At 59.2% G+C, this 12,737-nt stretch carries 10 protein-coding genes; 3 read left to right on the top strand and 7 right to left on the bottom strand.

From position 1 onward, the window contains the following. Positions 1–72: 72 nt before the first annotated feature. The 5 genes from ACR0MO_RS04725 to acs all read right to left on the bottom strand — a co-directional run bounded on the left by ACR0MO_RS04725 (position 73) and on the right by acs (position 6,927). Positions 73–1,896 carry a putative nucleotidyltransferase substrate binding domain-containing protein gene (locus ACR0MO_RS04725; protein ID WP_480889927.1) on the bottom strand — a complete coding sequence of 608 codons (1,824 nt, stop codon included), beginning with the start codon at positions 1,894–1,896 and terminating at the stop codon, positions 73–75. A 109-nt stretch (positions 1,897–2,005) separates the two neighbouring features. Then, positions 2,006–3,790 carry a sodium:solute symporter family protein gene (locus ACR0MO_RS04720; protein ID WP_170451296.1) on the bottom strand — a complete coding sequence of 595 codons (1,785 nt, stop codon included), beginning with the start codon at positions 3,788–3,790 and terminating at the stop codon, positions 2,006–2,008. Between the two features lie 15 nt (positions 3,791–3,805). After that, the gene (locus tag ACR0MO_RS04715; protein ID WP_170451294.1) at positions 3,806–4,090 is read right to left on the bottom strand and encodes a DUF4212 domain-containing protein; all 285 of its coding nucleotides are present in this window, start codon (positions 4,088–4,090) and stop codon (positions 3,806–3,808) included. A 181-nt stretch (positions 4,091–4,271) separates the two neighbouring features. Further along, positions 4,272–4,955 carry an adenylate kinase gene (locus tag ACR0MO_RS04710; protein WP_170451292.1) on the bottom strand — a complete coding sequence of 228 codons (684 nt, stop codon included), beginning with the start codon at positions 4,953–4,955 and terminating at the stop codon, positions 4,272–4,274. A 7-nt stretch (positions 4,956–4,962) separates the two neighbouring features. Further along, entirely contained in the window at positions 4,963–6,927 is a 1,965-nt protein-coding gene (gene acs / locus ACR0MO_RS04705; protein ID WP_170451290.1) for an acetate--CoA ligase, read from the bottom strand. A 428-nt stretch (positions 6,928–7,355) separates the two neighbouring features. Between acs and ACR0MO_RS04700 the strand changes: the two genes are divergently transcribed. Genes ACR0MO_RS04700 through ACR0MO_RS04690 form a run of 3 tightly spaced genes read left to right on the top strand, consistent with a single transcriptional unit; the run spans position 7,356 to position 10,469 of the window. Next, entirely contained in the window at positions 7,356–8,372 is a 1,017-nt protein-coding gene (locus tag ACR0MO_RS04700; RefSeq protein WP_480881218.1) for a C4-dicarboxylate TRAP transporter substrate-binding protein, read from the top strand. A gap of 60 nt (positions 8,373–8,432) precedes the next feature. Further along, entirely contained in the window at positions 8,433–9,062 is a 630-nt protein-coding gene (locus ACR0MO_RS04695) for a TRAP transporter small permease (protein ID WP_170451284.1), read from the top strand. A gap of 3 nt (positions 9,063–9,065) precedes the next feature. Next, complete coding sequence (locus tag ACR0MO_RS04690) at positions 9,066–10,469, top strand: TRAP transporter large permease (protein ID WP_170451282.1); 1,404 nt, start codon at positions 9,066–9,068, stop codon at positions 10,467–10,469. Between the two features lie 261 nt (positions 10,470–10,730). Here ACR0MO_RS04690 and ACR0MO_RS04685 read toward each other — a convergent pair whose 3' ends face one another. Then, positions 10,731–11,774 (bottom strand): ornithine cyclodeaminase, encoded by a 1,044-nt coding sequence (locus tag ACR0MO_RS04685; protein ID WP_480625916.1) that lies wholly within the window; start codon positions 11,772–11,774, stop codon positions 10,731–10,733. Next, positions 11,774–12,694, bottom strand: a complete 921-nt coding sequence (rocF, locus tag ACR0MO_RS04680) for an arginase (RefSeq protein ID WP_170451277.1) — start codon at positions 12,692–12,694, stop codon at positions 11,774–11,776. Before rocF ends, ACR0MO_RS04685 begins: the two co-directional genes overlap by 1 nt. Positions 12,695–12,737: the final 43 nt, after the last annotated feature.

The raw sequence follows: 12,737 nt of genomic DNA, 5'->3' as shown, positions 1-12,737 counted from the left end.
CGCGACACGCCCCTTCTTCTCGTTCCAAATACGGTCGCCGAAGGCGATCCCTTGTGCGACACAGGCGCAGGTTTAGCCTAGCATCCCCTTGCCGTGACCCACAGCCGATTGCATCGTCTTGATGACAACAAACGCGTCCCGCAAATGGCTGCGCTCAAAATCCGACAGGTCCGAGGGCGGCAGGTAATTATCCGGTTCCCGTCCAGCTTTCACAATCCGGACCTGATGTTCCAGCCGGGTTTCTGCGATCAGGTCATAGGCATCCAATAGGTCCCGCGCCCCAGACGGGCTGAGAACACCTGCCGCCTCGGCAGCTTTAAGGCGCGCGCGGGTGTTTGCCTCGGTCAATTGCCCTTGCAAGGTGTAAATCCGGGCCAGATCGACCACGGGCACGACGCCGTTATGCTTCAGATCCAATGTGTTGCGATGCTCGCCTGACCGGATCGTGGCAAACCCGCGCAGCAAGCCCAGCGGCGGAGTATGTTTGAGCGAGTTCGAGATCATATGCGCCACAAAGATCGAGTTCGAACTGGCCGCTTTCAGCGTGTTGGCGTGCAAATCGGCAAACAGCTCGAACGCGCCGCCGATGGGGCGCAGGTCAAACATGACCGAGGCCAGCATCTGCGCCTCGGGGTTGGGTTTGGCAATCCAGCCGCTGAAATACTCGCGCCAGACCCGCACAGGCTGGCACCAGCACGGATTGGTCGCCATCATGTCGCCGGGGCAATAGAAATATCCGCACACGTCCAGCCCGTCCGAGACGAACTGCGCAAGTGATTGAAAATATGGCATATCGGCGTCGGAGGCGCTGTCATCCAACATCAGGCAATTGTCCTGATCGGACACGCCTGTCTGTTCCTGCCGCCCTTGTGAACCGCAGGCCAGCCACAGATAAGGAACAGGCGGTGGGCCCAGTTTTTCCTCGGCCAGCGCCAACAGCCGTCTTGTGGCTGTGTCGGCAATATCGGTGATCAGCCGGGTCACGATCTCGTGCCGGTTACCCCCGGCCACAAGCTGCACCAGAAGCTGCGGGATCTCTGCCGTGACCTTGGCCATGTCCTCGGCGCTGTTGGCATTGGCGATGCGGCGCACCAGCTCCGCCGAACTGACGGCCTGATAGTGGGTCAGGTCGGTTTGCGTTACGATCCCGACCAGACGCCCCCCTTCGCAAATCGGGATATGGCCGATCCCACGCTCCATCATCACATGCAGCACATCCGATCCGATGTCCGAAGGCGAAAGCGTCGTGGGGTTCGGCGTCATGATCTGCGAGACCGGGGTATCCGCCGACATCGCGTCCGCCACGTATTTGCCCGAGATATCCCGCAGCGTGGCAATTCCCACCAAGCCATCGGCATCCGTCACGCAGAGGGATGAAATGCGCTTGTCACGCATGATGCGCGCTGCGTCTTGCACCGGCGTCGCAGGGGGGCAGGTGGCCGGGTTATGCGCCATCAGCGTGTCGATGGCACTGGTTGCCAGACTTTGCGGACCGGCCCGGTCGCCGCGTGACCGGTCAAAGAATTTCGATACGATTTCGTGCCCGTCGATCAGCTCGCGCACCAGATCAGGCGGCAGAACGATCAGCACAGATGGCGAATGCGCCCGCGCTTTGGTGGCTGCCTTGCCGTCCTTCAGCAGCCCGCGTTCGCCAAAGGAATTACGCAGCCCAAGTTGCGAAACCACAGCGCCGTTTTCATCGGATATTTCGACCTGACCTTCGTAGATCAGAAATACGCCGGGCAGGGTATGGCCCAGATCATAGACTTCAGAGTCCTCGTCGACCTCCCACACTTCGATCTGCTGGGCGATATCCGCCAGCACCGAGTCGGGAAGCGCGTCATAGGGGTGTACGGATTTCAGAAACCGGGTGATCTGGTCGTGGGACAGGGGCATCAGATACCTCCGGATGGTCTGAGTAAAAATCCCGCCCGGTGGAATGCCGGGCGGGAACAGTAAGTCGAAAGACGCGGCACATAGAGGTTATCCATGCACCGCATCATGCTCATTTATTCTGAGCTGCGCCAGCACCACGGGGAATGCGAACGCTTTCGACCAGATCTTTGATCTCCTGCGGAGTCTCTTTGGTCATACCGGCAACGACGTAGGCAACGCCGAAGTTGATCATTGCACCAATGGCGCCGAACGAGGTCGACTTGATCGGACCCAGCAGCGGGTCAGCATCGGTGAACGAGTTGGTGCCCGGAATGAACAGCCAGCCCTTGTGCAGGAAGATGTAGACCAGGGTCACAACCAGACCAGCCATCATGCCAGCAACCGCGCCGGTGTTGTTGATGCGGGTCGAGAAGATCCCCATCATCAGCGCCGGGAAGATCGAGGCTGCCGCCAGACCAAAGGCCAAGGCCACGGTTTGCGCCGCAAAGCCCGGTGGGTTCAGACCCAGCCATGTTGCGACCACGATAGCCACGGCCATTGCGATCCGCGCCGCCAGAAGTTCACCCTTTTCAGAGATCGACGGGTTGATCGCACCTTTGACAAGGTCGTGGGACACCGCCGACGAGATCGCCAGCAACAGACCCGCAGCCGTGGACAGGGCAGCAGCCAGACCACCGGCAGCAACCAGACCCACAACCCAACCTGGCAGGTTGGCAATCTCCGGGTTCGCCAGAACCAGGATGTCGCGGTTGAACTTGGTCAGCTCGTTCCCAACCCAGCCTTTTTCTTCAGCGAGTGCCTGCATATCTGCATTGGCATCGTTGTAGTACTGGATCTTGCCGTCGCCGTTTTTGTCTTCCCAATCCAGCAGACCGGTTTTCTGCCATGTGGCCATCCAGTCATAGCGAGGATCGTTGTCGATTTCCTCGACCGACACGGCTCCGCCTTCGATGCCGCCATTGGGCCACATCATGTCACTGATGTTCAGACGCGCCATGGCACCAACCGCAGGGGCAGTCAGATACAGCAGAGCGATGAAGACCAGCGTCCAGCCAGCGGACCAACGTGCGTCAGACACTTTCGGCACGGTGAAGAAGCGCATGATCACGTGCGGCAGACCGGCGGTACCGATCATCAGCGACAGCGTGAACAGCACCATGTTCAGCGTGTTCGAATGGTGGGCCGTGTACTCGTTAAAGCCCAGCTCGGTCACGATCGCGTCCAGCTTGGTCAGCAGCGGCTCACCGCTTGCGGTATCGCCAAATAGACCCAGCGCCGGGATCGGTGTGCCTGTCAGCTGCAGCGAGATGAAGATGGCCGGGATGGTGTAGGCGGTGATCAGCACGCAGTACTGAGCGACCTGAGTGTAGGTCACGCCCTTCATCCCACCAAACACCGCGTAGGCAAACACAACTGCGGCACCGATCAGCAGGCCGGTGGTGTTGTCAACCTCGAGGAAGCGGCCAAAGGCCACGCCCACGCCGGTCATCTGACCGATCACGTAGGTCACCGACGCAACGATCAGACAGACAACCGCAACGACACGTGCGGTCTGGCTGTAGAAGCGGTCGCCGATGAATTCCGAGACGGTGTATTTGCCGAACTTACGCAGGTAGGGCGCAAGCAGCAGAGCCAGCAGCACGTAGCCGCCGGTCCAACCCATCAGGAAGGTCGAGTTGTCATAGCCGGTAAAGGCAATCAGGCCCGCCATCGAGATGAACGAGGCCGCAGACATCCAGTCTGCCGCTGTTGCCATACCGTTGGTGACCGGGTGAACGCCGCGACCGGCGGCGTAGAATTCCGATGTGGAACCCGCGCGGGCCCAGATCGCGATGCCGATGTATAGCGCAAAGGATGCGCCAACAAACAGCAGGTTGATGGTAAACTGATCCATTGTCCCCGCTCTCCCTTACTCTTCATCCACGCCGTATTCGGCGTCCAGCTTGTTCATGCGCCAGGCGTAGTTGAAGATCAGCACCAGAAAGACCAGGATCGAACCCTGCTGGGCGAACCAAAAGCCCAGATCGGTGCCGCCAACAGAAATGCCGGACAGCAGCGGACGCAGCAGAATGCCGAATCCAAACGACACCAGCGCCCAGATCGCGAGGCTGATGTAGATGAGGCGCAGGTTGGCCTGCCAATAGCCCTTATCGGCTTCGGCAGTCTGCGCGGAGTTTGTAGATTGATCCGCCATTGCGGGTTCCTCCTTCGCTTCCTCGTTGGGCGGCCCGTTGCCCAACTCCTCCAGTGCTGCGGGCCGCTTCTCGATGTTTCCAAACGCCCCGTGACGTCCGGCATAACTTCTCTGTTCCGCCAGGGCGGTTCATTGAAGTATTCTGTTGTAGGATCAAAGCCTTGCGGCCTTTCTCCTCCCCTTACTTCATCGCGTCGCTGACGATCACCTCCAGGTCGCGCGCGATGTCCTCAATCTGGCCCATGGCGTTTGTGCGTTTCAGCACGCCTTGGGTTTCGTAGTAGCTGATCAGCGGTGCGGTCTGCGCGTGATAGGCGGTCAGGCGCGAAGCCACCGTTTCCGCGTTGTCATCCGCGCGACGCTTGAACTCGGTGCCGCCGCAATTGTCGCAGGTGCCTTCAACGGCGGGCTGTTTGAACCGGTCGTGATAGCCTTCGCCACAGCCTGCGCAGGTGTAGCGGCCCGAAATGCGGATCACCATTTCGGCGTCTTCAACCTCAAGGCTGATTGCGGCGCTGATCTTCTGGTCGTTTTCCGCCAGCAAGGCATCCAGCGCCTCGGCCTGAACAGTTGTACGAGGGAAGCCGTCAAGGATGACACCCTTGGCGCAATCGGGTTCCGCCATACGGTCGCGCAGGATGGCGATGACGATCTCGTCACTGACCAGATCGCCAGCCTCCATTACTGCTTTTGCCGCATTACCTGCCTCGGTGCCTGCGGCCACAGCGGCGCGCAAAAGATCGCCCGTGCTGAGTTGAACGAGGCCGAATTTGTCCTCAAGCATCCGGGCTTGCGTACCCTTCCCGGCGCCCGGAGGCCCGAGAAGGATCAGAACAGCGGGGGATATGGTCGTGGCAGCGTCCATCACATCCTCACTTATTCGCACGGTTTTCGATCAGGTCTTCGACAACCGAAGGATCGGCGAGTGTCGACGTATCGCCCAGGCTGTCAAAGTCGTTCTCGGCAATCTTGCGCAGGATACGGCGCATGATTTTGCCTGAACGGGTCTTGGGCAGGCCCGGGGCCCACTGGATTACATCGGGCGAGGCAATCGGGCCGATCTCGGTCCGAACCCATGTGCGCAACTCTTTCAGCAGATCATCCGAAGGTTCGCGATCATTCATCAAAGTGACATAACAATAGATGCCTTGTCCTTTGATTTCATGGGGATAGCCCACAACGGCGGCCTCGGCCACAGCGGCATGCGCGACCAGAGCGCTTTCCACCTCGGCCGTGCCCATGCGGTGACCGGATACGTTGATCACGTCATCCACACGGCCGGTGATCCAGTAGTCGCCATCTTCGTCGCGACGGCAGCCGTCACCAGTGAAGTAATAGCCTTTGTAGTCCGAGAAATAGGTCTTCTCGAACCGCTCATGATCACCCCAGACGGTGCGCATCTGACCGGGCCAACTGTCTTTGATGCACAGAACGCCTTCGACGCCGTTGCCTTCGATCTCGACGCCGGATTGGGGGTCCAGAACCACGGGCTGAATGCCAAAGAACGGCTTCATCGCCGAACCGGGCTTCATCGCATGTGCGCCGGGCAGGGGGGTCATCAGGTGACCGCCGGTTTCGGTCTGCCACCATGTATCCACGATGGGGCATTTGCCCTTGCCGACAACGTCGTTGTACCAGTTCCAGGCTTCGGGGTTGATCGGCTCACCCACGGTACCCAGTGTGCGTAGATCGCTCAGGTCGCATTTCTCGACAAACTCGTTGCCCTGACCCATCAGGGCGCGGATTGCAGTCGGCGCGGTGTAGAACTGGTTGACCTTGTGCTTTTCGCAAACCTGCCAGAAGCGGCTGGCATCCGGATAGGTCGGCACACCTTCGAACATCAGTGTGGTCGCACCATTGGCCAGCGGGCCGTAGACGATATAGCTGTGGCCGGTCACCCAGCCGACATCCGCCGTACACCAATACACGTCGCCTTCGTGATAATCGAACGTGATCTCATGCGTCATGGCAGCGTAAACCAGATAGCCGCCGGTGGTGTGCACAACGCCTTTCGGTTGGCCGGTCGAGCCGGATGTATAGAGAATGAACAGAGGATCCTCGGCGCTCATCTCGGCGGGCGCGCAATAGTCGTCTGCCTCTAAGGCCATCTCATTGTAATCATAGTCGCGGCCATCGATCCAGGTGGTCTGACCACCGGTGCGTTTGACGACAAGACATTTCACCGTGTCTTTGCAATGCAGCAACGCCGCATCCGCGTTCGATTTCAGTGGCGTCTTGCGCCCGCCACGCGGTGCTTCGTCGGCGGTGATGACAACCTTGGCATCGCAGCCGTTGATCCGCGCCGCCAGCGCGTCCGGCGAGAAACCGGCGAACACGATGGAATGGATCGCACCAATGCGTGCGCAGGCCAGCATGGTATAGGCCGCCTCGGGGATCATCGGCAGGTAGATCACCACGCGATCGCCTTTGCGCACACCCAGTGATTCCAGAGTATTCGCCATCCGGCAGGTGCGGCGGTGCAACTCGGCATAGGTGATGTGCTGGGCAGGGTCGTTTGGATCATCCGGTTCCCAGATGATCGCTGTCTGATCTCCACGCGTCTCCAGATGACGGTCCAGACAATTGGCCGAGACGTTTAGCGTACCATCGGCATACCAGTTGATCTTGACCGAGCCAAAGCTGTAATCGACGTCTTTGACCTGAGAGAAAGGCTTGATCCAGTCAACGCGCTTGCCCTGTTCGGCCCAAAACGCGTCAGGGTCGCTGATCGAAGCTGCATACATCGCGTCATATTTCGCGGCATCGACATGCGCACGTGCGACGGTTTCTGCGGATGGCGGATAAGTCTTGGCATCTGCCTGGGCAGCGGTGGTCATTTTTGAGGCTCCTCCCTCTGGACTGGATTTCACTGGGTCATTTCTTTCCCCAAGATCGGGCAAAGTCGATCCCATTCCTCCCCGATCGCAGTATGGCCGGGTTCAGAAAATAATGAAATAAATTGCCGTAATCCTTGAATTTGTTTGTCAAAAAATTTCTTTCCGTTGAGTAAATTTGTAAACAAAATCTAAACTTTTGGTTAAATATTTTTAAAAAACAAAAGCTAAGTTGTAATGATGCCAACGGCGCTGGCTCGCCCTTAGGCTTCCATGTTGGGTGGGTGGATCCGCTGGATGCACCGATCAAGCGCCTCTCGAAGTGTCCGGCAAAACTTTGCCAATCTCTGTGCAGGGTTGGCATCGGCGAATGTTGGCGCTAGCTTTTTTCCAAGCGCCTCGGGAGGAGGTGCACATAAGGGAGAGATCACATGAAAAAGATGTTGAGCGGTGCTGCCGCCGCCGCAATAAGCATTGCCTTTGTCGCCGAGGCATCAGCGACCGAATGGAATGCCTCGGTCTGGGGCAAGCGCCGCGCCTTTACCGAACATGTCGAAAAACTGGCCGAGCTGGTGAATGAAAAGACCGGCGGGGATTTTACCATCAATGTCAGCTATGGCGGGTTGTCCAAGCCGCGTGAGAATCTGGACGGGATCGAGATCGGTGCCTTCGAGATGGCGCAGTTCTGCGCAGGTTATCACCGCGACAAAAACCGGGCGATCACTGTGCTGGAACTGCCATTCCTTGGCGTGAACAACCTGGCGGAAGAGGTTGCCGTCAGCCACGCGGTCTATGACCATCCCGCCGTGCAGGATGAGATGGCGCAGTGGAACGCGCGCCTGCTCATGACCTCGCCCATGCCGCAATACAATCTGGTCGGCACCGGCGACCCACGCGATCAACTGACCGAGTTCGAAGGCATGCGCGTCCGTGCAACCGGTGGTCTTGGGCAGGCGTTTGAAGCGGTTGGAGGGGTCCCGACCTCGGTTCCGGCCACCGAAGCCTTCAACGCGATGGAATCCGGCGTGGTCGACACAGTGGCCTTTGCCCAGCACGCGCATCTGTCCTTTGGCACGATCAATGAGGCTGATTGGTGGACGGCAAACCTGAACCCCGGCACGGTGAACTGCCCGGTTGTTGTCAATATCGACGCGTATGAAGCCTTGTCACCGGAACACCGCGAAGCGCTCGACAGCTCGATTGACGAAGCCATTGATCACTATCTGGCCAATTACGGCGGCTTGCTGGAACAGTGGGACAGCGTTCTGGAAGAAAAGGGCGTGACCAAGGTGATGATCGATGATGCAGTCATCGAAGAGTTCCGCACCAAGGCCGCCGATCCGATCCGTGAACAGTGGATTGCCGACATGTCCGCGCAAGGTCTTCCCGCGCAAGAGCTTTATGATCTGGTTCAGTCCACGTTGCAGCAACAGCGCGGCGGCAACTGATCGTATCTCCGGGCGCTCGGTCAGGGTGCCCGGACATCCCTGACATAAAGGATCACCGGAATGGCAGGTACAGCCACGGTGCTGGAAGACGGCAGCCGCCTCAGCCAGCTGGATCAGCGTCTGCTGACGCTCGAGCGTTTTCTGGCGCTGATCAGCGGTCTTGCCGTGTTTGGCCTGATGGTTCTGGCCGTTGTTTCGGTCAGCGGACGCAACGCAATCAACGCGCCTTTGCCCGGCTATGTGGACTGGATCGAGCAGGCGATGCCCCTGATCGCCTTTCTGGGTATCTCCTACGTCCAGCGGGATGGCGGGCATATCCGGATGGATATTGTCATCTCGCGACTGCACGGGCGTGCGTTGTGGCTGTTCGAAATGATCTCGGTCATCCTGATCCTTGCCCTGATGCTGGCCCTTGTCTGGGGCAGTTGGTCCCATTTCGACCGGTCCTTCGATTTTGGTGCACCGTTATGGAGCCGCGACAGTTCCATCGACATCGGAATACCTCTGTGGCCTGCTAAACTGCTGGCACCGGTGGCGTTCTCGGTGCTGTGTCTGCGGCTGGTCTTGCAGGTCTGGGGATACGGGCGCGCTTTTGTACTGGGGCTGGATGCGCCGGTGGCCGTACCCCTGATCCAGGACGCCGCAGCACAGGCCGCAGCTGAGGCCGATCAGTTCGAAGGGCAGGACTAGCGCATGGACACGATCGAGATCGGCCTTTGGGTCACAGGTGGCCTGCTGGTTCTGGTTGTAACCGGTATGCGAGTGGCCTTTGCGGCGGGTCTGGCCGGGTTGTTCGGCCTGATCTGGATCTTCTGGGCCAAGTTCGGTTACGACCCCGACCGGTTCGGCAAGGCCGTCACCGTTGCCGTCAAAACGGCGGGGCAGGTGCCGCATTCCAAGGTGGCGGCCCATACACTCAGCCTGATCCCGACCTTCATCCTGATCGGATATCTGGCCTACTACGCCGGTCTGACCCGAGCGTTGTTCGAAGCGGCCAAACGCTGGATTGCCTGGGTGCCCGGCGGGTTGGCCGTCTCGACCATCTTCGCCACCGCAGGATTTGCCGCCGTGTCCGGCGCGTCAGTCGCCACCTCTGCCGTGTTCGCCCGCATCGCCATCCCCGAGATGTTGAGCGTCGGCTACAACAAACGCTTCGCCGCTGGTGTTGTGGCCGCTGGGGGCACATTGGCCTCTCTCATCCCGCCATCAGCGATCCTTGTGATCTACGCAATCATCGTCGAGCAGGACGTCGGAAAACTGCTTCTGGCCGGGTTCATACCGGGCGCATTTTCAGCCCTTGTCTACGGGCTACTGATCGTTGGGATCGCGGTTGTGTTCAAATCCGTTGGCCCCCCCGTCACCGGCTTCAGTTGGAAGCAACGTTTCGCTGCTCTGCCGGGCGCAATCCCCATCGTTGCCGTCATCCTGATCATCATCTGCTTTGTCTACAACCCGTTCGGAGACAAAGCCTGGGGTACCCCAACCGAAGGCGGCGCAATTGGCGCTTTCATCGTGTTCTGCTTCGCCCTGTTTCATGGCATGCGCTGGCCCGAGTTCAAATCCGCCCTGCTGGAAACGGCCAAACTGACGGCCATGATCTTTTCGATCATCTGGGGCGTTTTGATCTATGTGCGCTTTCTTGGCTTCGCCGACCTGCCGGGCGCGTTCTCGGACTGGATTACCTCTTTGGAAATGTCCCCGATGCTGATCCTGATCTGCATCCTTCTGGCCTATGCCGTGCTGGGCATGTTCATGGACGCAATCGGCATGCTGTTGCTGACCCTTCCGGTGGTTTATCCGGCGGTCATGGCCCTGAACGGCGGTGAAACCGTCAGCGCGGCCGAGAGCGCCTTTGGCATGTCTGGCCCCATGTGCGCCATCTGGTTCGGAATACTGGTGGTTAAAATGGCCGAGTTCTGTTTGATCACGCCCCCAATCGGATTGAACTGTTTCGTCGTCGCAGGCGTGCGGCCGGATCTGAGTGTTCAGGATGTCTTCAAAGGCGTCACACCTTTCTTCATCGCAGATGCTGCGACGATTGCCTTGCTTGTGGCGTTCCCGGGGATCGTTCTATACCTGCCGTCTTTGGCCGGGTAGAGCCATGCGAGGCTCTGCCTCGCGCTCCGAGGTATTTTTAGCCAGATGAAGCAGGGATCCACTCTCTGACCGACAGGCCAGAGAGCTTCACCTGGCGCGGTCATCGGCGCCTCCGCCTGTACCGCAGAACTCTTTTCGACCAGAATGGTTAAGGATCCGTTTCTTCATCTGGCTATAAATATCCCGGGGGAGTCGCCCGCAGGGTGGCGGGGGCAGAGCCCCCTTTGCCGGCCATGGCTCAAGCAGTGATCGGTTGGGCTATCATCCCGCCCGCATCAACATCCCAAACAGGTCGCGCGGGTCGTCGGGGTCAGCGAGCATATCCAGCGGTTCGTAGAAATCGGTCCCCTCGACCACGCTTTTGATCACGCGCAGGGCCGAGAAATCCTCAATTGCGAAACCCACGCTGTCGAACAGGGTGATTTGCCTGTCATCGGTGCGACCTTCGATCTGGCCGGTCATGACCTGCCAGATCTCGGTGACGGGGTAATCAGGGTCAAGCGCCTGAATCTCACCCTCGATCCGCGTCTGCTCGGGGTATTCCACAAATATGTCCGAGCGCAGCAGGATATCGCGGTGCAGTTCGGTTTTGCCGGGGCAATCGCCGCCGATTGCGTTGATGTGAACACCGGGTCCGACCATGTTGTCGGTCAGGATGGTGGCGTATTTCTTGTCGGCCGTGCAGGTGGTGATGATCTGAGCACTCTCGATCGCTTCCTCGGCCGTTTTACAAGCCACCACGTTCAAGCCCTTTCCCTGAAGATTTGCCGCGCATTTGACGGTCGCGTTGGCATCGATGTCATAAAGGCGAACGGTTTCGATCCCACACATTGCTTTGAACGCAAGGCATTGGAATTCGGACTGCGCGCCATTGCCGATCATAGCCATGGTGGTCGCGCCCTTGGGCGCAAGATATTGACCCACCAGGGCGGAAGTGGCCGCAGTCCGCAGCGCCGTCAGAATGGTCATTTCCGTCAACAGCGTCGGGTAGCCGGTGTAAACATCTGCCAGCAGACCAAATGCGGTGACAGTCTGCAGCCCCTCAGACGTGTTCTTCGGGTGGCCGTTGACGTATTTGAACCCGTAAGCCTCACCATCCGAGGTTGGCATCAGCTCGATCACCCCATGTGGGGAATGCGCTGGGATGCGCGGGGTTTTGTCAAAGCTTTCCCACCGTTTGAAATCGGCTTCGATCTGAGTGGCGATTTTGGCGATCATCGCTTCGACGCCGATGTGGTGGACCAGCCTCATCATGTTGTCGACGGATACGAACGGGACCAGGGCCTTGTCGGAAGGTGCAGTCATCAGAAGCTCCGTGTGGGGCGGTCAAAGATCCGGCGTCCCATCAGCGACGCAGTCAGATCCACCATCAGTCGTGCGGTGCGCCCGCGTTCGTCCAGAAACGGGTTCAGTTCCACCAGATCGAGCGAGCTGACCAATCCGCTTTCATGCAGCAGTTCCATGGCCAGATGCGCCTCACGTTCAGTTGCGCCGCCGGGCACGGTGGTTCCGACCGCTGGCGCAATGGCCGGATCGAGGAAATCCACATCCAGCGACACGTGCAGCAGGCCGTTTTCGGCCCGAACCCGATCCAGAAATGCCATCAGAGGTGCTTTGATCCCGTGTTCGTCGATACTGCGCATGTCGGCCAGCATGGCCTGGTCCTGCTCGAGAACCGCGCGTTCGGCGGGATCGACAGAACGCAAGCCGATCATGCCGACCCGATTTGTAGGCACTGTGGCGGGCAGGGGCGGAAACGCCTCGAACCCCGGCTGGCCAGTGAAATAGGCGACCGGCGTGCCGTGCAGGTTTCCGCTGCCGGTGCTGGTCGGCGTATGAAAATCGCTGTGGGCGTCGAGCCACAGGACAAATAGCGGGCGGTCGATCTGTTGTGCATATGCTGCCATTCCGGCAACGGTGCCCATCGACAAGGCGTGATCCCCGCCCAAAAAGACCGGTGTTCCTTCGGGCGCGGCCTTCTGCGTTGCGCGGCTGAGCGCGCTTGTCCAACCCACGCATTCGGGCAGCGAAAACAGGTGTTCATGTTCCGGCATCTGCACCGCGTCAGGGGCCACATCGCCCCAATCGGTGACAGTATGCCCCAACTCGGCCAGCGCGGTTTCCAACCCGGCAACACGATAGGCATCGGGGCCCATTCGGCACCCCTGACGCCGTTTGCCGGCATCCAGGGGTGCACCGATCAATATGATGTTCTTGATATCCATGTGTCCATTTAACCGTTCGATATATCTTGCTGGAAGACGGCAA

Source organism: Ruegeria sp. K5 (genome assembly GCF_056531805.1).
This window is presented reverse-complemented; position numbering and strand designations above follow the sequence as displayed.

Bases quoted from the DNA above. Each gene is read 5' to 3' on its own strand.
- ACR0MO_RS04725 (WP_480889927.1), bottom strand. From the start codon at position 1,896: ATGCCCCTGTCCCACGACCAGATCACCCGGTTTCTGAAATCCGTACAC.
- ACR0MO_RS04720 (WP_170451296.1), bottom strand. From the start codon at position 3,790: ATGGATCAGTTTACCATCAACCTGCTGTTTGTTGGCGCATCCTTTGCG.
- ACR0MO_RS04715 (WP_170451294.1), bottom strand. From the start codon at position 4,090: ATGGCGGATCAATCTACAAACTCCGCGCAGACTGCCGAAGCCGATAAG.
- ACR0MO_RS04710 (WP_170451292.1), bottom strand. From the start codon at position 4,955: ATGGACGCTGCCACGACCATATCCCCCGCTGTTCTGATCCTTCTCGGG.
- acs (WP_170451290.1), bottom strand. From the start codon at position 6,927: ATGACCACCGCTGCCCAGGCAGATGCCAAGACTTATCCGCCATCCGCA.
- ACR0MO_RS04700 (WP_480881218.1), top strand. From the start codon at position 7,356: ATGAAAAAGATGTTGAGCGGTGCTGCCGCCGCCGCAATAAGCATTGCC.
- ACR0MO_RS04695 (WP_170451284.1), top strand. From the start codon at position 8,433: ATGGCAGGTACAGCCACGGTGCTGGAAGACGGCAGCCGCCTCAGCCAG.
- ACR0MO_RS04690 (WP_170451282.1), top strand. From the start codon at position 9,066: ATGGACACGATCGAGATCGGCCTTTGGGTCACAGGTGGCCTGCTGGTT.
- ACR0MO_RS04685 (WP_480625916.1), bottom strand. From the start codon at position 11,774: ATGACTGCACCTTCCGACAAGGCCCTGGTCCCGTTCGTATCCGTCGAC.
- rocF (WP_170451277.1), bottom strand. From the start codon at position 12,694: ATGGATATCAAGAACATCATATTGATCGGTGCACCCCTGGATGCCGGC.